General features: G+C 56.8%; 20 protein-coding genes. 11 read left to right on the forward strand and 9 right to left on the reverse strand.

Annotated elements, in window-relative coordinates:
- Window positions 1-20: 20 nt before the first annotated feature.
- The gene (locus tag LG383_RS09990) at window positions 21-572 is read right to left on the reverse strand and encodes an NAD(P)H nitroreductase (protein WP_106993594.1); all 552 of its coding nucleotides are present in this window, start codon (window positions 570-572) and stop codon (window positions 21-23) included.
- A 164-nt stretch (window positions 573-736) separates the two neighbouring features.
- Between LG383_RS09990 and sppA the strand changes: the two genes are divergently transcribed.
- From sppA to LG383_RS10010, 4 genes are all read left to right on the forward strand, one after another.
- Entirely contained in the window at window positions 737-2593 is a 1857-nt protein-coding gene (gene sppA / locus LG383_RS09995; protein WP_166182207.1) for a signal peptide peptidase SppA, read from the forward strand.
- 61 nt (window positions 2594-2654) lie between these two features.
- Window positions 2655-3671 (forward strand): asparaginase, encoded by a 1017-nt coding sequence (gene ansA / locus LG383_RS10000; RefSeq protein WP_166182206.1) that lies wholly within the window; start codon window positions 2655-2657, stop codon window positions 3669-3671.
- A gap of 9 nt (window positions 3672-3680) precedes the next feature.
- Window positions 3681-4322, forward strand: coding sequence for a bifunctional nicotinamidase/pyrazinamidase (pncA, locus tag LG383_RS10005; protein ID WP_166182205.1), 642 nt, complete (start codon window positions 3681-3683; stop codon window positions 4320-4322).
- A 265-nt stretch (window positions 4323-4587) separates the two neighbouring features.
- Window positions 4588-5838, forward strand: a complete 1251-nt coding sequence (locus tag LG383_RS10010) for a glycoside hydrolase family 18 protein (protein WP_225759022.1) — start codon at window positions 4588-4590, stop codon at window positions 5836-5838.
- Between the two features lie 44 nt (window positions 5839-5882).
- On the opposite strand, the gene LG383_RS10015 is transcribed toward LG383_RS10010, so the two are convergent.
- Together LG383_RS10015 and msrB are read right to left on the reverse strand one after the other, a co-directional pair.
- A complete protein-coding gene (locus LG383_RS10015; RefSeq protein WP_225759023.1) occupies window positions 5883-6161 on the reverse strand; it encodes a YeaC family protein in 279 nt (92 codons plus the stop codon).
- Window positions 6162-6203: 42 nt separating this feature from the next.
- On the reverse strand, window positions 6204-6617 hold the full coding sequence (gene msrB, locus LG383_RS10020) for a peptide-methionine (R)-S-oxide reductase MsrB (protein WP_106993588.1): 414 nt from the start codon (window positions 6615-6617) through the stop codon (window positions 6204-6206).
- 341 nt (window positions 6618-6958) lie between these two features.
- Here msrB and gapA point away from each other — a divergent pair, with 341 nt between their 5' ends.
- Both gapA and LG383_RS10030 read left to right on the forward strand, forming a co-directional pair.
- Window positions 6959-7954: a glyceraldehyde-3-phosphate dehydrogenase gene (gene gapA / locus LG383_RS10025; RefSeq protein WP_119934614.1), complete on the forward strand. Its 996-nt coding sequence runs from the start codon at window positions 6959-6961 to the stop codon at window positions 7952-7954.
- A gap of 76 nt (window positions 7955-8030) precedes the next feature.
- Window positions 8031-8915 (forward strand): D-hexose-6-phosphate mutarotase, encoded by an 885-nt coding sequence (locus LG383_RS10030; protein ID WP_106993587.1) that lies wholly within the window; start codon window positions 8031-8033, stop codon window positions 8913-8915.
- A 46-nt stretch (window positions 8916-8961) separates the two neighbouring features.
- Here the strand turns inward: LG383_RS10030 and LG383_RS10035 are convergent, their stop codons facing one another.
- Together LG383_RS10035 and LG383_RS10040 are read right to left on the reverse strand one after the other, a co-directional pair.
- On the reverse strand, window positions 8962-9816 hold the full coding sequence (locus LG383_RS10035) for an aldo/keto reductase (RefSeq protein ID WP_225759024.1): 855 nt from the start codon (window positions 9814-9816) through the stop codon (window positions 8962-8964).
- A gap of 91 nt (window positions 9817-9907) precedes the next feature.
- Complete coding sequence (locus LG383_RS10040) at window positions 9908-10654, reverse strand: MipA/OmpV family protein (RefSeq protein ID WP_106993585.1); 747 nt, start codon at window positions 10652-10654, stop codon at window positions 9908-9910.
- Between the two features lie 433 nt (window positions 10655-11087).
- Between LG383_RS10040 and yeaG the strand changes: the two genes are divergently transcribed.
- Window positions 11088-13022, forward strand: a complete 1935-nt coding sequence (gene yeaG / locus LG383_RS10045; RefSeq protein WP_106993584.1) for a protein kinase YeaG — start codon at window positions 11088-11090, stop codon at window positions 13020-13022.
- A 126-nt stretch (window positions 13023-13148) separates the two neighbouring features.
- A complete protein-coding gene (locus LG383_RS10050; RefSeq protein WP_106993877.1) occupies window positions 13149-14435 on the forward strand; it encodes a YeaH/YhbH family protein in 1287 nt (428 codons plus the stop codon).
- A gap of 39 nt (window positions 14436-14474) precedes the next feature.
- On the opposite strand, the gene LG383_RS10055 is transcribed toward LG383_RS10050, so the two are convergent.
- Complete coding sequence (locus LG383_RS10055) at window positions 14475-16502, reverse strand: TonB-dependent copper receptor (protein ID WP_225759025.1); 2028 nt, start codon at window positions 16500-16502, stop codon at window positions 14475-14477.
- Window positions 16503-16801: 299 nt separating this feature from the next.
- On the opposite strand from LG383_RS10055, the gene LG383_RS10060 reads away from it, so the two are divergent.
- Complete coding sequence (locus LG383_RS10060; protein WP_106993582.1) at window positions 16802-17248, forward strand: DUF441 domain-containing protein; 447 nt, start codon at window positions 16802-16804, stop codon at window positions 17246-17248.
- On the opposite strand, the gene LG383_RS10065 is transcribed toward LG383_RS10060, so the two are convergent.
- Window positions 17232-18020: a helix-turn-helix transcriptional regulator gene (locus LG383_RS10065; protein WP_106993581.1), complete on the reverse strand. Its 789-nt coding sequence runs from the start codon at window positions 18018-18020 to the stop codon at window positions 17232-17234. The genes LG383_RS10060 and LG383_RS10065 overlap by 17 nt on opposite strands.
- A gap of 99 nt (window positions 18021-18119) precedes the next feature.
- Between LG383_RS10065 and LG383_RS10070 the strand changes: the two genes are divergently transcribed.
- Window positions 18120-19307, forward strand: coding sequence for a CynX/NimT family MFS transporter (locus tag LG383_RS10070; protein ID WP_225759026.1), 1188 nt, complete (start codon window positions 18120-18122; stop codon window positions 19305-19307).
- Between the two features lie 8 nt (window positions 19308-19315).
- On the opposite strand, the gene LG383_RS10075 is transcribed toward LG383_RS10070, so the two are convergent.
- The gene (locus LG383_RS10075; RefSeq protein WP_225759027.1) at window positions 19316-20026 is read right to left on the reverse strand and encodes a CTP synthase; all 711 of its coding nucleotides are present in this window, start codon (window positions 20024-20026) and stop codon (window positions 19316-19318) included.
- 148 nt (window positions 20027-20174) lie between these two features.
- Between LG383_RS10075 and LG383_RS10080 the strand changes: the two genes are divergently transcribed.
- Window positions 20175-20519, forward strand: coding sequence for a DUF488 domain-containing protein (locus LG383_RS10080; RefSeq protein WP_225759028.1), 345 nt, complete (start codon window positions 20175-20177; stop codon window positions 20517-20519).
- A 1-nt stretch (window position 20520) separates the two neighbouring features.
- On the opposite strand, the gene LG383_RS10085 is transcribed toward LG383_RS10080, so the two are convergent.
- The gene (locus tag LG383_RS10085; protein ID WP_106993577.1) at window positions 20521-20826 is read right to left on the reverse strand and encodes a hypothetical protein; all 306 of its coding nucleotides are present in this window, start codon (window positions 20824-20826) and stop codon (window positions 20521-20523) included.
- Window positions 20827-21068: the final 242 nt, after the last annotated feature.

Here is a 21068-nt window from a genome sequence, read left to right on the forward strand (position 1 = left end):
ACAGTTTTTGCGCAGGGAGATCAGAAACGGGTGACAAACGGCGTGGTGTCGGGCACGGAGACGGTGGTCGACGCTTTCAGCTGCGGGGTGCCCAGATAGAGGAAACCGACGATTTTATCGTCTGCGCCGCAGTTCAGTCCTTCGCGGACCACCGGGCTATCGGTTAACGCGCCGCTGCGCCAGATCCCGTTATACCCCTGGGCGACGGCCGCCATCTGCATGGCCATCACCGCACAGCCAGCCGACATCTCCTGCTCCCACACCGGCACCTTGTGCTGCGGCTGGCATTTGGCGACCACGGCGATAATCATCGGCGCACGGAACGGGGCATTGCGGGCTTTTTCAATCGCCTTCTCATCCTGCCCGGCGGCCACGGCCCCCTTCTCCAGCAGGGCGCTGAAGCGATCGCGTCCTTCACCTTCTATGATAAAGAAGTGCCACGGCTGCAAGGTGCCGTGATCCGGGGCGCGCATCCCGGCGCGGAGAATGTTGTCCAGCTGTTCGCCTGCCGGGGCGGGCTCCGCCAGGCGCGACGCGCTACGACGGTTAACGAGCAGTTCGAGTGCATCCATGGGGTTACTCCTGTCTTGAAATTTACTCAAAATTAACACGACGGCAGATTTTGTTACAGCGTGGCAGGCGATTCCTGCTGACAAGTGGCGGTCGGGTCATTACGATAGCCCGACAACACCGTCCAGTGGCGACGGGAAGGTAATTATCTGGACAGGGAGAATACATGCGAACCCTCTGGCGACTGTTTGCCGGCTTTTTTAAATGGACGTGGCGACTGCTGAATTTCGTCCGCAATCTGGTGATGAACATCTTCTTCATCCTTATTCTGATGGTGTGCGTGGGTGTCTGGATGCACATCAGTTCCACCAGCCAGGCCCAGAATGCCGGGCGCGGCGCGCTGCTGCTCGACATCGCCGGTGTGGTGGTGGATAAACCCTCCACCAGCAACCGTCTGGGCGTGCTGGGCCGCCAGCTGTTTGGCGCCAGCAGCGATCGTCTGCAGGAAAACTCGCTGTTCGATATCGTTGATGCTATTCGTCAGGCAAAAGACGATCGCAATATCACCGGCATTGTGCTGGATCTGAAGAACTTCGCCGGGGCGGATCAGCCTTCGATGCAGTACATCGGTAAAGCACTGCGTGAGTTCCGCGACAGCGGTAAACCGGTGATTGCGGTGGGCGATAACTACAGCCAGGGGCAGTACTATCTGGCGAGCTTTGCCAATAAAGTGTGGCTCTCACCGCAGGGCACCGTCGATCTGCACGGTTTCGCCACCAATGGCCTCTATTACAAATCCCTGCTCGATAAGCTGAAAGTCACGACCCACGTGTTCCGCGTCGGGACCTATAAATCGGCCGTTGAGCCGTTTATCCGCGACGACATGTCCCCTGCCGCCCGGGAAGCGGACAGCCGCTGGATCGGTGAGCTGTGGAAAAACTATCTTGGCACCGTGGCCGCCAACCGTCAGATCACCCCGGAGCAGGTCTTCCCGGGTGCGCAGGCGGTGCTGGACGGGCTGCGTAACGTCGATGGCGACACGGCGAAGTATGCCCTGAACAGCAAGCTGGTGGATGCCCTGGGCTCCAGCGCCGAGATTGAAAAGTCCCTGACCAAGCAGTTCGGCTGGAGTAAAGAGGAGAAGAATTACAGCGCGATCAGCTTCTATGATTATCAGGCGAAAAAACCGGCTGATACCGGCGACAGCATTGCCGTGGTCTTCGCTAACGGCGCGATCATGGATGGCGAAGAGACGCCGGGCAACGTGGGTGGCGATACCACCGCCTCACAGATCCGCGACGCGCGTCTCGACCCGAAAGTGAAAGCCATCGTCCTGCGGGTGAACAGCCCGGGCGGTAGCGTCAGCGCCTCGGAAGTGATCCGCGCGGAACTGTCAGCGGCCCGCGCCGCCGGTAAACCGGTGGTGGTCTCCATGGGCGGAATGGCGGCATCCGGTGGGTACTGGATCTCGACCCCGGCGAACTACATCGTGGCGAACCCAAGCACCCTGACCGGTTCCATCGGCATCTTCGGCGTGATTAACACCGTGGAGAACAGCCTCGACTATCTGGGCGTGCATACTGACGGTGTGGCGACCTCGCCGCTGGCGGATATCGCCATCACCAAAGCCTTACCGCCGGAAGTGTCGCAGATGATGCAGCTCAGCATTGAGAACGGCTATAAGCGCTTTATCACCCTGGTGGCCGACTCCCGTAAGCAGACCCCGGCGCAGATCGACCAGATTGCCCAGGGCCATGTCTGGACCGGCCAGGATGCGAAGAGCAACGGGCTGGTGGATAATCTGGGCGATTTCGATGACGCCGTGGCGAAAGCCGCCGAACTGGCGAAGCTGAAGCAGTGGCATATCGACTTCTATCAGGATGAGCCGACCTTCGTTGATCTGGTGATGGACAGCTTCTCCGGCTCGGTGAAAGCCATGCTGCCGGACGCGCTGCAGGCGTATCTGCCGGCACCGGTCGCCTCGGCGGCTAAGGCAGTCAAAGCGGAGGGCGACAAACTGGCCGCCTTTAACGATCCGCAAAACCGCTACGCGTTCTGCCTCACCTGCGCTAACGTGCGTTAATCCCCATCCCCTCTTCTGCGAAGAGGGGATTTTTCTTTGAAGCCCAAGAAAACATTACATCATGCAAAAGAAATCAATCTATGTGGCCTACACCGGCGGTACCATCGGTATGCAGCGCTCGGAAAATGGCTATATCCCGGTTTCGGGTCATCTGCAGCGCCAGCTGGCGTTGATGCCTGAGTTCCATCGCCCGGAGATGCCGGACTTTACCATCCACGAGTATGACCCGCTGATGGATTCGTCCGACATGACGCCGGAGGACTGGCAACATATCGCCGACGACATCAAGGCGCACTACGATCAGTATGATGGCTTCGTGATCCTGCATGGCACGGACACCATGGCGTTTACCGCTTCGGCGCTCTCCTTCATGCTGGAAAACCTCAGCAAACCGGTGATCGTTACCGGCTCGCAGATCCCGCTGGCGGAGCTGCGTTCTGACGGGCAGATCAACCTGCTCAACTCGCTGTACGTGGCGGCCAACTTCCCGATTAGCGAAGTGAGCCTGTTCTTCAACAACCGCCTGTATCGCGGCAACCGCACCACCAAAGCGCATGCGGACGGCTTTGATGCCTTTGCCTCCCCGAACCTCTCTCCGCTGCTGGAAGCCGGGATCCATATCCGCCGCCTCGGTACGCCGCCTGCCCCCCATACGACGGGCGAGCTGGTGGTGCATCCGATTACCCCGCAGCCAATTGGAGTGGTGACTATCTATCCAGGGATCTCCGCCGATGTGGTACGAAACTTCCTGCGCCAGCCGGTAAAAGCGCTGATCCTGCGCTCCTATGGCGTGGGCAACGCCCCGCAAAACGGTGAGTTCCTGAAGGAGCTTCAGGAGGCGAGCAGCCGTGGGATCGTGGTGGTCAACCTCACCCAGTGCATGTCCGGCAAAGTGAATATGGGCGGCTATGCCACCGGTAATGCCCTAGCACAAGCGGGGGTGATTAGCGGTTTTGATATGACGGTGGAAGCCACCCTGACTAAACTTCACTACTTACTGAGTCAGGATCTGGATGTGCAGTCGATTCGCACCGCGATGATGCAAAACCTGCGTGGCGAACTGACGCCAGACGAATAAGGAGTCCGCATGAAACAACGAGCCCTGTTACTGGTCGATTTACAGAATGACTTCTGCGCTGGCGGCGCGCTGGCGGTGGCCGAAGGCGACAGCACGGTGGACATCGCCAACGCGCTGATTGAGTGGTGTAAAGCCCGCGGCGAAGCGGTAGTGGCCAGCCAGGACTGGCATCCGGCAGATCACGGCAGCTTTGCCAGCCAGCATAACGTCGAGCCCTTCACCCAGGGCGAGCTGGATGGCCTGCCGCAAACTTTCTGGCCCGATCACTGTGTGCAGCAGACTGAAGGCGCAGAGCTGCATCCCCTGCTGAACAGCAAGGCCATCGACGCGATCTTCCAGAAAGGGGAAAACCCGAACATCGACAGCTACAGCGCCTTCTTTGATAACGGCCATCGACAGAAAACCGGGCTGGATCAGTGGCTGCGCCATCATGAAATCGTTGAGCTGATTGTGATGGGCCTGGCGACCGATTACTGCGTCAAATTTACCGTACTGGATGCGTTGCAGCTGGGCTACCAGGTTAACGTCATCACCGACGGCTGCCGCGGGGTCAACATTCAGCATCAGGACAGCGCCCAGGCGTTTATGGATATGGCGTCAGAAGGCGCCACGCTGTACACGCTGGCGGACTGGCAGGAAACTCAGGCCTGATAGCCTTGTGCCGGGTGGCGCTGACGCTTACCCGGCCTACAAAACCCGCAGGCACGCGCAAGCGTAGCGCCGCCGGGCAAAAGCCCGCCACCCGTAGGCCCGTGCAAGCGCAGCGCCGCCGGGCAAAATTCCCCTTAAGTCGCATAAAGTGAACTGCCTCGCACTCTCAGCGAGACGGCAATGCTATTCTTTTTTGGCACTTTTTTCGCCACGCCCTTACGTGGCGTGCTTGTTTTTTTACCGTCAAAATTGAAGAGGAATTGCTATGAAACTTTTGCCCTTGTTGGCAGCCTTACCCCTGCTTTGCGCGTCCGTTGTTTCCGCCAGCTCCCTGATGTCGGTGGGCTATTTTAACGGGGGTGGCGACGTCACCGCCGGACCGGGCGGGGATATCAATAAACTCGATGTTCGCCAGATCACCCACCTGAACTACTCCTTCGGTCTGATCTATAACGACGAAAAAGACGAAACTAACCCGGCGCTAAAAGAGCCGGGCAAACTGCACCAGATTTGGCTCTCGCCGAAAGTGGCTGCCGACCTGGCTTTGCTCCCTGTCCTGCGCAAACAAAACCCTGACCTCAAGGTCCTGCTCTCCGTGGGTGGCTGGGGCGCGCGTGGTTTCTCGGGGGCGGCATCCAGCCCGGAGACCCGGGCGGTATTCATCCGCTCCGCGCAGGCGATCGTGGAAAAATACGGTCTTGACGGGATCGACCTCGACTGGGAATTCCCGGTTAACGGCGCATGGGGACTGGTCGCCAGCACTCCAGCGGATCGGGACAACTTTACCGCCCTGCTGAAAGAGCTGCGTAACGCGTTTGGCAATAAAAAACTGGTAACCATCGCCGTCGGCGCCAATGCAGAAAGTCCGAAAAGTTGGATCGACGTGAAGGCGATTGCACCGTTACTCGATTACATCAACCTGATGACCTACGACATGGCGTACGGCACTCAGTACTTCAACGCCAACCTGTATGACTCCAGCGCCTGGCCGACCGTGGCCGCGGCGGATAAATACAGCGTCGATTTCGTGGTGAATAACTATCTTGCCGCCGGGCTGAAGCCACAGCAGATGAACCTCGGCATCGGCTTCTATGGCCGCGTGCCGAAACGCGCCGTGGAGCCTGGCATCGACTGGAGCAAGCCGGATGCACAGAAAAACCCGGCAACCCAGCCTTATTTCAGCGCGCAACAGATCGACCTGTTCAAATCGCTGGGCTATGACCTGACCAAAGACACCTACGTGAAGTACAACGATATCGTGAAGACGTTTTTAAACGATCCGCAGAAACGCTTTACCGAGCAGTGGGACGATCGGGCCAAAGTGCCGTGGCTGTCGGTGAAAGGGGATGAGGGTAAGGCGCTGTTTGCCCTCTCTTATGAGAACCCGCGGTCGGTGGCGATCAAAGCGGAGTACATCAAAGAGAAAGGCCTCGCCGGGGCGATGTTCTGGGAGTACGGCGCGGATGACAACAACCAGCTGGCGAAGCAGCTGGCGGAGTCGCTGGGGATTAAGTAAAACATAAGCCCTCTCCCCAGAGGAGAGGGCTTCAACCCGCAGGATTACTTCATTTTCAGGGTCGCAATCGATTTTGGCGCGATGCCGAAATCCTCTTTCAGCTGCTGCTTACTCTTCATCACCATCTGCCCTTGGGTGTCGATGGTCATGTGCTGCGCGTCAGTGTTATTGCGCGCCTGCCAGAGCATGACTAACTGGAGGCAATTCTCTTTCTGCTCCGCGGTCAGCGCCACGCCATCGGCCCATTTTCCCAGCTCAACTGCCGTGACCAGACGCTGATAAACATCCGGCGTCATGCCGTTAATCATCTCTTCAATATTCATGTTAAATCGGGCTCCGAAGGAATAATTTGCTGAATCGATTTTTCAGCCTTTCGTCTGGTCGCCGTTCTGGTCGTCAGTGAAGCTTAATGAGGCGGAATTGACGCAAAAACGCTCCCCTGTCGGCTGAGGGCCGTCCGGGAAGACGTGACCGAGATGGGCGTCACAGTTTCCACAGCGAATCTCAATGCGCTCCATACCGTGGCTGATGTCCTTGAGATAGTGAATGGCCTCTTCACTCACCGGTTCATAGAAGCTCGGCCAGCCGCAGCCAGAATCGTATTTGCTTTGGGAGTTAAACAGTGCAGCGTCACACACCAGGCAGTGGTAGACACCATCGCGCTTGTTATGCAGCAGACGCCCGGTAAACGGCGGTTCCGTACCGTGGTTTTGCGTCACGTAGAACTGCATTTCTGTGAGGTTTTTTTTCAGTTCATCGGGGTTTTGTTGATTCGACATAGGCTTACATCTCGCAGTTGAAACAGACAACTTTTACCCTCGATTCTAACAAAACATTAACACTGAAGTATGAACTTTTGATCTAAACTTACTCGTTGCGCAGAGGCACTCAGACAAATGTGATCTACTCCACGTTTTTATGTGGTCAGCCCTTTAAAATTCCGTGCGCAGGCCCCATATGGGTGCTAGCTCCGAGGGAATGTGAGGTGAGTCAATCGAGCAAAGGTAATGCGAAGGATTGATTTGTCGCAATGATTGACACGATTCCGCTTGACGCTGCGTAAGGTTTTTGTAATTTTACACGCAACCTTTTATTCACTAACAAATAGCTGGTGGAATATATGACTATCAAAGTAGGTATCAACGGTTTTGGCCGTATCGGCCGTATTGTTTTCCGTGCTGCTCAGGAACGTTCTGACATCGAAATCGTTGGTATCAACGATCTGTTAGACGCTGAATACATGGCGTACATGCTGAAGTACGACTCAACTCACGGTCGTTTCAACGGCACCGTTGAAGTGAAAGACGGCCACCTGGTTGTCAACGGCAAAACCATCCGTGTTACTGCTGAAAAAGATCCAGCTAACCTGAAGTGGAACGAAATCGGTGTTGACGTTGTTGCTGAAGCAACCGGTATCTTCCTGACCGACGAAACTGCGCGTAAGCACATCACCGCTGGCGCGAAAAAAGTTGTTCTGACTGGTCCATCCAAAGACAACACCCCAATGTTCGTTAAAGGCGCTAACTTCGAGAAGTATGCTGGCCAGGACATCGTTTCTAACGCATCCTGCACCACCAACTGCCTGGCGCCACTGGCTAAAGTTATCAACGACAACTTCGGTATCGTTGAAGGCCTGATGACCACCGTTCACGCTACCACCGCTACTCAGAAAACCGTTGATGGCCCGTCTCACAAAGACTGGCGCGGCGGCCGCGGCGCAGCTCAGAACATCATCCCATCTTCTACCGGTGCTGCTAAAGCTGTAGGCGTTGTTCTGCCAGAGCTGAACGGTAAACTGACTGGTATGGCGTTCCGCGTTCCAACTCCTAACGTATCTGTAGTTGACCTGACCGTTCGTCTGGAAAAAGCTGCTTCTTATGAAGAAATTAAGAAAGCAATCAAAGCTGCTTCCGAAGGCGCAATGAAAGGCGTTCTGGGTTACACCGAAGACGACGTTGTTTCTACCGATTTCAACGGCGAAATCTGTACTTCTGTGTTCGATGCTAAAGCAGGTATCGCACTGAACGACAACTTCGTGAAACTGGTTTCCTGGTACGACAACGAAACCGGTTACTCTAACAAAGTTCTGGACCTGATCGCTCACATCTCCAAATAAGTTGAGATGAGAATCTGATCCAAAAAGGCGACCTCGGTCGCCTTTTTTTATGGCATTAAAGACAGAGGATTGCGTAATGATTAAAACAATTTTTGCACTTCCGGTAGTCGAACAACTTACCCCTGTGCTCTCCCGCCGCCAGATCGATGACGTTGAAGTGATTGTGGTCGAACATCCGCAGGTTCAGGCTTCTGTTGCCCTGCAGGGCGCCCACCTGCTCTCCTGGCAGCCCGAAGGCGAAGTGGAAGCGCTGTGGCTGAGCGACATCACCTCCTTTAAAAAAGGGGCGGCGATCCGCGGCGGCGTGCCAATCTGCTGGCCGTGGTTTGGCCCGGCTACCGAGCAAGGCCTGCCGTCACACGGTTTTGCCCGCAACCTTCCGTGGACGCTGAAGGCGCACAACGAGGATGAATCCGGCGTGGTGTTGACCTTTGAACTGCAAAGCGATGACGAGACCCGCAAACTGTGGCCGCACGACTTCACTCTGTACGCCCGCTTCAAGCTGGGTAAAACCTGTGAGATTGAACTGGAAGCGCACGGTGAATTTGAAACCACCTCTGCCCTGCATACCTATTTCAACGTCGGCGATATCGCTGCCGTCACGGTGAATGGCCTGGGTGATAGCTTTATCGACAAAGTGGATAATGCGAAAGAGGGCAAACTGAACGACGGTTCACAGACCTTCCCGGACCGTACCGACCGCGTCTACCTGAACCCGGAAGCCTGCAGCGTCATCGAAGATACCGCGCTGAATCGCGCTATCGAAGTTATCCATCATCATCACAGCAACGTGGTGGGCTGGAACCCGGGCCCGGCGCTCTCAGTCAGCATGGGTGACGTTCCGGATGACGGCTATAAGACGTTTGTCTGCGTGGAAACCGCCTGCGTCAGCGAACCGCAAACCGCATCGGAAGAGAAACCTTCCCGTCTGGGGCAGACCATTCACATTGTGAAGCGTTAATCCCCTGCCCTTGCCCTCTCCACGCTGAGAGGGCATGACGCTCACTTCACACCACATCCAACGCTGTTTTCTGTTTCGGCGCCGGGAAGGCCGCATCCAGCTGCGTTAACGCCTCCGCAGACAGGGAAATATTCAGCGCGCCTGCATTCTCTTCCACATGCTGAACGGATGATGCTTTCGGGATCGCCATGACCCCGCGGTGACGTATCACCCATGCCAGCAGAACCTGCGCCGCCGTGACGTTGTACTCTTTCGCTACCGCATTCACTACCGGATGATTAAACAGCCCGGAACGTAGCCGCCCGGCCTGCGCCAGCGGGCAGTAAGCCATCACCGGCATCGACTGCTGCTGACACCACGGGAGCAGATCGTATTCGATACCGCGCGAGGCGAGATGGTACAGCACCTGATTGGCGGCACAGGCCTGGCCGCCCGGCACCTGCCACAGCGCCTGCATATCCACATAATCGAGGTTCGACACGCCCCAGCGGCCAATTTTGCCCTGCTGTTGCAATGTCTCCATCAGCCGGACGGTCTCATCGAGGGAATAATTCCCGCGCCAGTGCAGCAGATAGAGGTCGATATACTCGGTGCCAAGACGGCGCAGGCTGGCTTCACAGGCGGCGATACCTTTTTGCCCGCCGGCGTTCCATGGGTAGACCTTGGAGACGAGGAACACCTCGTCGCGCAGGCCTTTAATGGCTTCACCGACCACCTCTTCTGCACCGCCGTCGGCATACATCTCGGCGGTATCTATCAGCGTCAGTCCGCGTTCAATGCCCGCCCGCAGGGCGTCCACTTCCTGGCGGCGCTGAGCCGCTTTTTCACCCATATACCAGGTGCCCTGCCCGATGGCCGGCAGCACGATATTGTTGCCAACGTTAACGGTTTTTTCGCTCATCACACTCTCCTGTTTATCTGGACCACCCTAAAAAAAAACGGAGCGCAAGCGCTCCGTTGTAATGCACAAATTGCACAGTAAAGATGCACAATCAGAAACTGTAGGTCAGCCCCACCGACATCAGCCCGGTCCAGGACTTGTCGACCATCGGGCTGTCTTTCACCTCATCGCTGAGGCGGTTATAGCGACCGGTGGCGTAGACGTTCCAGTCAGGCGCAAACTTATAGCTCGCGGTCAGCTCCAGGTACGGGTTCCAGCCATCATCTGCATCATAGCTGTTGAGGCCGCTGCGACGGGACTCTTTATGGGACACGCCATAATAGTAGTCGTTGTAGTTATCACTGTGGTATTCCACACCGATACCCGGGGTGAGCGTCAGCCCGCCGTTGGTGTAACGGTACAACCACGCCAGATCCCAGATATAGCCGTTACTGTTATCGAGCGTGTCACCCGCCAGGGCGGTGCGCAGGAAACCGTATTCGGTGTTATGGACCCAGGAAACCCCCGCCATCATGGTGCTCTTACGTTTATCGAGCTGGCGAAGCTGATAGTTGTCGCTGTCGCCTGGCTTGAAGTGCGTCGGGTCGTAATAGGCCATGATGGAGAGTTTGTCGGTCTGGTCGTTCCACAGATAGTAGCCACCGCCCAGCCCGCGGAACCAGAAATTATCCCCTTCATAGGTGATAACCGGTACCGGATAGATATCACGGTCATATTGTTTATAAGGGCTATTGATTACGCCGACACCAGCACCAACTGACCACTGATTCTCCGCGTATGCTGTACTCACTGAGGTGGCAACGATAATCCCCAGTGCCAGAAGTTTGAGTTTGGTCACAATCCATTCTTTCCTGTAGTCAAATAATCAGCGGGTGAAGTGTAACCGTCATTCCCCCCATTTCTCAAAATTTTTTGTCAACTAATCAATTTGATTAACCCCTTATTTTGTGTGCGACAAATGACGGAACGCTGTCAGTCAGATTACCGTTCAGTGAAGGAAGGAGGTTTATCTAAAAATATTTGGCTGAATTTCTGGATGAGTTATTGATATGTCATTGAAATTAGATTTTGCGTGCAGGCAAGTTTTGCAAATGCCATCTACGCTTAATTTTAAGAAGCTGAATACCGGATCACCCCGCGGTTTTAGCGCCCGACCTGGCACACGGGTTGCTGCTCTTGCAGTGAGGTGCAACGGGTCCCGCTTCCGGGAGCCTCTACTATTCATATGAACGGCTCTCTTCCTGTGCTAAAAAACGAAAGGACGGCATGCCATGAATATATTCGATCACTATCGCCAGCGATATGAAGCTGCCAAGGACGAAGAGTTCACACTGCAGGAATTTCTTGCCATCTGTCGGCAAGATCGCAGTGCCTATGCCAATGCGGCAGAACGACTATTGATGGCTATTGGTGAGCCGAATATGGTTGATACTGCCCAGGAGCCACGGCTTTCCCGTCTGTTTTCGAATCGGGTCGTCGCCCGATATCCTGCGTTTGAAGAATTTTACGGCATGGAAGATGCCATCGAGCAGATTGTTTCCTACCTGAAACACGCTGCTCAGGGTCTGGAAGAGAAGAAACAGATCCTGTATCTGCTGGGTCCCGTCGGCGGCGGTAAATCCTCCCTGGCTGAACGGCTGAAAGCGTTGATGCAGCGCGTGCCGATTTACGTGCTGAGCGCCAACGGCGAACGCAGCCCGGTCAACGACCATCCGCTGTGTCTGTTCAACCCGCAGGAAGATGCGCAGATCCTGGATAAAGAGTACGGTATTCCCCGTCGCTATCTCGGCACCATCATGTCGCCGTGGGCGGCGAAACGCCTGCATGAGTTTGGCGGTGACATTACCAAATTCCGCGTGGTGAAAGCCTGGCCATCGATTCTGGAACAGATCGCGATCGCTAAAACCGAACCAGGTGATGAGAACAACCAGGATATCTCTGCGCTGGTGGGTAAAGTGGATATCCGTAAACTGGAAAACCACGCGCAAAACGATCCTGATGCTTATGGTTATTCCGGTGCGCTGTGCCGCGCCAACCAGGGGATTATGGAGTTCGTCGAGATGTTTAAAGCGCCGATCAAGGTGCTGCATCCGCTGCTGACCGCCACCCAGGAAGGTAACTACAACGGTACCGAAGGGATCTCCGCCCTGCCGTTCAACGGTATTATTCTGGCGCACTCGAACGAATCTGAGTGGGTCACTTTCCGTAACAACAAAAACAACGAGGCCTTCCTTGACCGTGTTTACATCGTCAAAGTGCCTTACTGCCTGCGGATCTCCGAAGAGATCAAGATTTATGAAAAACTGCTGAACCACAGTGAGCTGGTTCATGCCCCATGCGCCCCGGGGACCCTGGAAACGCTGTCGCGCTTCTCGATCCTGTCGCGCCTGAAAGAGCCAGAAAACTCGAGCATCTACTCGAAAATGCGCGTCTACGACGGTGAAAGCCTGAAAGATACCGATCCGAAAGCGAAATCCTACCAGGAGTATCGTGACTACGCCGGTGTCGACGAAGGGATGAACGGTCTTTCCACGCGCTTTGCGTTCAAAATCCTCTCCCGCGTGTTCAACTTTGACCATGCTGAAGTGGCCGCTAACCCGGTACACCTGTTCTACGTCCTGGAGCAGCAGATTGAGCGTGAACAGTTCCCGCAGGAGCAGGCTGAACGTTACCTGGAGTTCCTCAAAGGCTATCTGATCCCGAAATACGCCGAGTTTATCGGCAAAGAGATCCAGACCGCCTATCTGGAATCTTACTCCGAGTACGGGCAGAACATCTTTGACCGCTACGTCACCTATGCTGACTTCTGGATCCAGGATCAGGAGTATCGCGACCCGGATACCGGCCAGCTATTTGACCGCGAGTCACTGAATGCGGAACTGGAAAAAATCGAGAAGCCTGCCGGGATCAGTAATCCGAAAGACTTCCGCAATGAGATCGTCAACTTCGTGCTGCGCGCCAGAGCGAACTTCAGCGGACGCAATCCGAACTGGACCAGCTATGAAAAACTGCGCACGGTTATTGAGAAGAAAATGTTCTCCAATACCGAAGAGCTGTTGCCGGTCATCTCCTTTAATGCCAAAACCTCAACCGACGAGCAGAAAAAACACGACGATTTTGTCGATCGCATGATGGAGAAAGGCTACACCCGCAAACAGGTTCGCCTGCTCTGCGAGTGGTACCTGCGCGTGCGTAAATCGTCTTAATAGCCCGAAAAGCCCGGCGGCGCGTTGCTTGCCGGGCCTACTACAATGTTCCGTAGGCCGGATAAGCCTCAGCGCCATCCGGCACTTACGGGCACTGAAAGTTGGCAAATGCAGTACGGGGGGCATATGACCTGGTTTATTGACCGGCGTCTTAACGGCAAAAACAAGAGCACGGTGAATCGCCAGCGCTTCTTGCGTCGTTATAAAGCGCAAATCAAACAGTCGATCTCCGAGGCCATTAACAAGCGTTCGGTCACCGACGTAGACAGTGGGGAGTCCGTTTCCATTCCGACGGACGACATTAGCGAACCGATGTTCCATCAGGGACGCGGCGGTTTGCGCCATCGCGTTCATCCAGGTAACGACCACTTTATCCAGAATGACCGTATCGAACGTCCGCAAGGCGGGGGCGGCGGCGGTGGCGGGAGTGGTCAGGGCCAGGCCAGCCCGGACGGGGAAGGTCAGGACGAGTTTGTGTTTCAGATCTCCAAGGATGAGTATCTGGATCTGCTGTTTGAGGATTTGGCCCTGCCGAATCTGAAGAAAAATCAGCATCGTCAATTGAATGAGTATAAAACGCACCGCGCCGGTTTTACCGCCAACGGCGTACCGGCCAACATCAGCGTGGTGCGTTCCTTGCAGAACTCGCTGGCGCGCCGCACGGCGATGACGGCGGGGAAAAAGCGTGAACTTCGCGAGCTGGAAGCCAGTCTGGAGACCGTGGCAAACAGCGAGCCCGCGCAGCTGCTGGAAGAGGAGCGTCTGCGCAAAGAGATCGCCGAACTGCGCGCCAAAATTGAGCGCGTGCCCTTTATCGACACTTTTGACCTGCGTTACAAGAACTACGAAAAACGAGCGGAACCCTCAAGCCAGGCGGTGATGTTCTGCCTGATGGACGTCTCCGGCTCGATGGATCAGGCCACCAAAGATATGGCCAAGCGCTTTTATATTCTGCTCTATCTGTTCCTGAGCCGAACCTATAAGAACGTGGATGTGGTCTATATTCGCCATCACACCCAGGCGAAAGAGGTGGATGAGCATGAGTTCTTCTACTCGCAGGAGACGGGCGGGACCATTGTTTCCAGCGCCCTGAAGCTGATGGATGAGGTGGTGAAGGAGCGTTATGACCCGGCGCAGTGGAACATCTATGCGGCGCAGGCCTCGGATGGCGATAACTGGGCAGATGATTCGCCGCTGTGCCATGAAATTCTGGCGAAAAAACTGCTACCGGTCGTGCGTTACTACAGCTATATCGAGATCACCCGCCGCGCCCACCAGACGCTGTGGCGTGAATATGAACATCTGCAATCCATGTTTGATAACTTCGCGATGCAGCACATTCGCGATCAGGACGACATCTATCCGGTCTTCCGGGAGCTGTTCCACAAGCAATCAGCCACCAGCAACAGTTAACTCCACCGCCGGTCACTGACCGGCGGTGTTACGATCGCCTCAGAAGGTCACATTCATTTTCGCCCAGACGGTGCGGCCAGGCTCATTCACCGGCGTATCGGATGAATAACCAAAGCTGCTGTTCCCCGCCAGGTTAAGATGTTCGCTGTAGCTCTTGTCCAGCAGGTTATCGACACCGCTGCTCAGCTTCAGGAACTTATTCACTTTATATGCCGCGTTAGCAGAGAGGATCGCGAACCCGGCGCTCTGATCGAAATCTTTCCCAACCACGTTACCTTCGTTCATCGCCACCCGGTGTTGCGGGCTGACCATGCGCAGCAGGCCGGTTGAACTCCAGTCGCCCTGCTCCCACGTCAGGCCAAGACGTGCCTCCAGCGGCGGCATTTGCGGCAGCGGCTGGTGATCGTCGGTGTTCTGACCCCAGGAGTAGTTAAGGGTGGCGTCGGTTTTCCACTGGTCGCTCAGCTGATACGAGGCCCCCATCTCGCCGCCCATGATGGTAGCGTCCACGTTGTCGGCCTGGCTGACGTGGCTGTCGTTCGGATCGTAGCTAAACAGGATGAAGTCGTTGATGCGCCCGACGTAGGCGGAGATCCACCCGGTGGTACGCTCGCCTTTGTACTGAGCGCCAATGTCGAGCTGGGTGGTTTTCTCCGGCTTCAGATTATCAAACACGTCCGGGGTACCATCCGGCCCGTAGGTCGGGGAAAACAGCTCCCAGTAGTCCGGGAATCTTTCGGTATAGCCCAGCCCGGCGTAGACCATGGCCGGCATCGTGCCCAGGTTATGCTCCACGCGCAGGAAGCCCGCCGGGAGGGTATCTTCCCGGCTGTCGCTGCCGATGCCGGTATAGTTATCCACCTCGACCTTATCCAGACGCGCGCCGCCGATAACTTTGCTCAGATCGGTGGCATTCCACGTCAGCTCGCCAAAGGCGCCGTAATCGTGGAAACGAGCATCTTCCTGCCAGCCCTGGTTCTCGTCATCTTCATTGCTGCGGTGGGTGTTGGTCTGCATGTCCATCCCGCTTTGCAGCTGGAAATCAGACCACAGCCAGGTGCCCATCATTCTGCCGCCGACGGTACGACGATCGACCTGTTTCTCCATCGGCATCGACATGTCCATCGAGCCCATGGACATACCACCCCCCATGGTGCCCGCAGAGCGCATGGAGTAGTTATCCATGATGTGGTTGGCATAGTTGTAGTAGATGCTCATGTCCAGCGAGTCGAAGATTTCGCCGATATGCTCTTTCTTAAAGCGCAGGCCCAGGCTTTCGCGTTTGAACTGGGAGCCATCCATACCGCGCCCGGCGTAGCTGGCGTCCCCGTTACCCTGCCCGGCGGTCAGCTCCAGCAGCGTGTCGGCGTCTGGCGTCCAGCCGATGGCGAGATCGGTGTTCCACTTGTCCCACTTCGAGGCCACGCGATCGCCATTGCCATCTTTGTAATCGCCGGATTTCGATTTATTGCCGTTCAGGCGGACATAGCCCTGGTCATTACCAAAGCTGACGTCGGTGTTCTCATCGAAGCGATCGTTGGAGGCGGCGAGGAAACTGGCATCGCCCTTGACGCCCGCGCTGTCAAAGCGTGGCGGTTCCCGGTCGAAGCGCACCGTCCCGGCGGAGTTGCCCGGCCCCCAGAGCACGGTTTCCGGCCCTTTGGTCACGGTCAGCAGATCGTAGCTTTCTGGCGAGATGTACGAACTCGGGGCATCCATTCGGGACGGACACGCCCCGAGCATCTCGCTGTCGTTGGTCAGCAGGCGCAGACGGGAGCCGAACATGCCGCGAAACACCGGGTCGCCGTTGCTGCCGCCGTTACGGATCTGGCTGAAGCCGGGAATGGTTTTCAGGTAATCGGAACCATCGCTGGCCGGAACCGGCTGACGCGGCGTTTTTGGCGAGGTTACGATCTCCAGCGGCGAGAGAACCGGGGCGGTCACGGTGATCACATCGCCATCATTAAGCTGCGGCGCGGCGTTTTGCTCGGCGCCAAAGGCAGTACAGGAGAGCGCGACCAGCAACGACCACGCCAGCGGATGAGGTGAAAATCTTACTTTATTCATTACGGTACCTGGCTAAAAGTGTCGGTGTGTACCGCTACAAAGAACGAATCCCTTTGTTCAGAGAATTACCGTAACGAGCAGGCACATGAGTCAGGCCGAAATTCTGCCGGGGTGTGCCATGTGGAACAACGTTTACTGAAGAGAATAAGAAGTGCAGAAAGGGGTTGAAAAATCATACAGCCAGTGAATAGCACCCTGGCAGTACCGCACCCGATTACCGTTTTTTTGCGAGATAAGCCTTTTTACCCGCCGGTAACCGCGTAAAGTAAGCAGGCTAACTTTTTTGCAAGGATAACAATATGATTGACCCAACTCTGCTCATTCTTCTGGGGCTCGCTGCGCTGGGCTTTGTCAGCCATAACACCACCGTCGCCATTTCCATTCTGGTGCTGATCATCGTGCGGGTTACGCCGCTCAACACCTTTTTCCCGTGGATTGAAAAGCAAGGCCTGACCGTCGGGATTATCATCCTCACCATCGGCGTGATGGCGCCGATCGCCAGCGGCACCCTGCCCGCCTCGACGCTGATCCACGCCTTTATGAACTGGAAATCATTGATTGCCATCGCCGTGGGGGTGTTTGTGTCGTGGCTGGGCGGGCGCGGCGTCACGCTGATGAGTTCCCAGCCGACGCTGGTAGCCGGACTGCTGGTGGGCACGGTACTGGGAGTGGCGCTGTTCCGTGGCGTGCCGGTCGGCCCGCTGATTGCCGCCGGGCTGGTGTCGCTGTTTATCGGGAAGTCGTAGCCAGACTGGCGATATACCGCGCCGGAGTCTGACCCAGTCCTTTTTTGAACATGGTGATAAACGCAGTGGTGGAGTCATAGCCCAGATCCTGGGCCACCTGCTGCACCGACTGGCCGCGGATCAATCCCTGCAGGGCCACAATCAGCTGGAGCTGATGCCGCCAGCGGCGAAAGCTGAGCCCGGTTTCACTCACCACCAGCCGGGCAAGGTTGCGCTCACTCATCGCGAAATGGCGCGCCCACTGCTGCAACGTCTGCCATTGCGCCGGGGAGGCAGCCATGGTCTCACTCATCAGGCGGATTTTAGGGTGCGGAGAGACCGGGAGCTGGAGCTGCTCTTCGGGCTGGCGGGGCAGTTCATCAAACAGCACCTCCACCAGCCGCCGGGTGGCGGGCTCCTGCTTTTCAGGGCTGCGCGCCGCCAGGGTCAGGATCAACTCCCGCACCAGCGGCGAAATTTTTAGCGTGCAGCAGCGGTCCGGGAGCGTTACGGCGCCGGGCTCGATAAACAAAAAGCAGAGCCGGGCGCTGGGGGTGGCTCTGTTGCTGTGCGGCAGTTGGCCGGGGATCCAGACCGCAAACTGCGGCGGCACCATCCACATGGCGTTCTCCACCTCACAGGTGATCGCCCCATGCAGGGCCAGGATCAGCTGCCCTTTGCGGTGCTGATGTCGGGGAATACGCTGCTCGTCCGCCACCACGCGCACGTGAAACGCCACCGCGGCGTCATGCTGGCTGTCGGGATCGTACCCTTCAAGGCCCAGACCGATCATAATCTTGTCCGATATTAGCGATAATCTGTCATTTTAGCTTGATTTCAACCGTGCTGAAAATGCGTATCCTGTAGCCTCATTTCGACGTAAGAGATAAAAATGACCACAGCCCTTCCGACTACCGGCAAGCAGCGGGCGCTGCTGATTGCTGGGATCCTGCTGATTGCCACCTCGCTGCGGGTGACCTTTACCGGCGCTGCGCCGCTGCTGGACGCTATCCGCGCCGATTATGGCCTGACTACCGCCCAGACCGGACTGCTCACTACGCTCCCCCTGCTGGCCTTTGCGCTGATCTCGCCCCTGGCGGCTGGTCTCGCCCGCCGCATCGGCATGGAGCGCAGCCTGTTTATCGCCCTGCTGCTGATCGTCGCCGGGATCGCCCTGCGCTCCCTGCCCTCCGCAATGCTGCTGGTTGGCGGCACGGCGGTGATTGGCTGCGGTATTGCGCTCGGCAACGTGCTGCTGCCGGGGCTGATTAAACGTGATTTCCCCGGCCAGGTGGCGAAACTGACCGGGGCGTACTCCCTGACGATGGGGGCCGCGGCGGCGCTCGGTTCAGCACTGGTAGTGCCCGTCGCCCTGAGCGGTGCAGGCTGGCACGGTGCGCTGTTGATGCTGATGGTGTTTCCCCTGCTGGCGCTGCTCCTGTGGCTGCCGCAGTGGCGCCAGCGCCCTGTGGGGTCGCTGAGCGGTGCGCGGGCGCTGCATAGCCGGGGCATCTGGCGCTCAACGCTGGCCTGGCAGGTGACGCTGTTCCTCGGGATCAACTCGCTTATCTACTATGTAATTATTGGCTGGCTGCCGGCGATCCTGCAGAGCCACGGCTACAGCGAAACCGAAGCCGGGTCCCTGCACGGGCTGTTACAGCTGGCAACCGCCGCGCCGGGGATTGTGGTGCCGCTGATCCTGCTTCGGCTGAAGGATCAACGTGGCGTGGCCGGACTGTCGGCAATGATGTGTGCGGTGAGTGCCGCGGGGCTGTGGTTTATGCCGGATCTGGCGGTGATGTGGACGCTGATTTTTGGCTTCGGTTCCGGGGCCACGATGATCCTCGGCCTGACCTTTATTGGCCTGCGCGCCAGCTCGGCGCATCAGGCCGCGGCCCTTTCCGGGATGGCGCAATCGGTCGGCTATCTGTTGGCTGCCTGTGGCCCCCCGCTGATGGGGAAAATCCACGATGCCAACGGCGACTGGCGGATCCCGCTGCTGGCCTGTGCGCTGGTTTCAGTGGTGATGGCCCTCTGCGGGATGCTGGCCGGGCGTGACCGGGAGATCACGTCCGGCTAAGTCAGCCTTCAGTAATTCTGTGCTGCGCGAAGCAGAGCATGCACCAGCGGGGCCGGTCGGCCTGCCAGCGCGGCGCGCTCATGCTGGAACAGCGTGGCGATAAAGAACGGGTGCGTCACCAGCTCTACGGCACGGATCTCACCCTGCGCGTCCCAGCCGGTGACACGCATATCGCCCTTCTCCAGCTCCTGCGCGAACTCAGGCGAAACACCGTAATTGCAATGATAACCCTCTTCGATCTCTTCCAGGCCATAGGCTTTGGCAATCAGGGTATTGGCGCGTAGTTCAATGGTGTCGCTTTGCTCAACCAGCGAGCAGGTCAGCGGGGCAATCACCATCCGGCCTTCGGTATCCGTCTCAGCGTGGGCCGCATCCTGCCAGCCCAGGACGTTGCGGGCATATTCAATCAATGCATGCTGGAAGCCGCCGCAGGTGCCAAGAAACGGGACGCTGTTTTCACGGGCGTAGCGGGCGGCAATAAACGCCGCTTGCGCATTTATATAGGGGCTTGCCGGCACCAGCCAGATAGCGTCGTAGCCGACCAGATCTTCCGGGCTGGTTAATTCGGTGGTCGCCAGCCAGTCGTAGTCGGCGGTGATGTCCAGCACCGCTGCGGCATCGTCAATGGCCAACGGGATCGCCTGGTGAGCCAGAACGTCAGGATTGTAGTCGCCAACCAGTGCAATTCGGAGGGTATTTTTTACCGCGGAGAGTTCCATAGAGTAATCCTTATGCCAGACAAATATCAGATAACATAAGGAACCTCAGACTACCGATCTTTCGTTGATATCACAATACCTTAAAATACGTGGGCAGAATGTGATAGCGTTGACGCGCTATAGCGTGGCAGGGAGAAGGAGCAAAAAAATGATTCAGTGCAAACGTCTGTATGATGAGGCCAGTAAAGAGGATGGCTACCGGATCCTGGTGGACCGGCTCTGGCCGCGGGGGATGAAAAAGCAGGCGCTACTGTACGATGAGTGGTGTAAAACGCTGACCCCATCCAATGATCTGCGCAAGGCGTTTCACAGCGAGACGATCGACTTTGCCAGTTTCAGCCAGGCCTATCGTCAGGAGCTGGCGCAGCATCAGGAGGAGGGGCTGCGGATTGCCCGCCTGGCGGACCAGCAGACCGTGACGCTGCTGTATGGGGCGAAAGACCGGCAACAGAATCACGCTCTGGTGTTAGCCGACTGGCTGCGTCAGCTTTAAATCAATCCAGCATCAGGGCGTCGAGGGTTTCCGGCGCCTGTTCAGGGGTGATCGGCATCAGATGTTCCGGGCGCACAAACGCAAACCCCATCTGATTATCAAACGAAAACACGTCGCCGGTCACCAGCCACAGGGCACGTTCTGCACCCGGCGGCAGTTCTGTCACGATCCCGTTGACGGGGTTCAGAAAACGCTGCCCCGGCTGGCAGAGGCTGAATAACTCAACGGATTTTCCGATATTGCGACGCCCTGCTGGCGTGCGGGCACCGATAATCATCGCCAGGTTGCCCGGGTTTAACTGAAACATATTTCCTCGAATTTGGCTGCTGAATACTTAGGAATAATCTTAGTGCAAAGTGTATCTCAGCCAACGAGCCCTGTCACCAGGGTGAAGGGGTGATCTGTTCTCCATGATTTCTTCATCATGGTGACAAGTTTCCTTGCTAGAGTGGCGCTGTTCTCACTTGACCAGAGAACATCATTCCGTAATCAAGATCTATTTTCCCCGGCGCGTGCCGGGGATTTTTTTATCCGTCAGAATTTACTGTT

Origin of the sequence: Leclercia sp. Marseille-Q4284, from assembly GCF_916618945.1 — a bacterium.
Taxonomy (GTDB): Bacteria; Pseudomonadota; Gammaproteobacteria; order Enterobacterales; family Enterobacteriaceae; genus Enterobacter; species Enterobacter tamurae.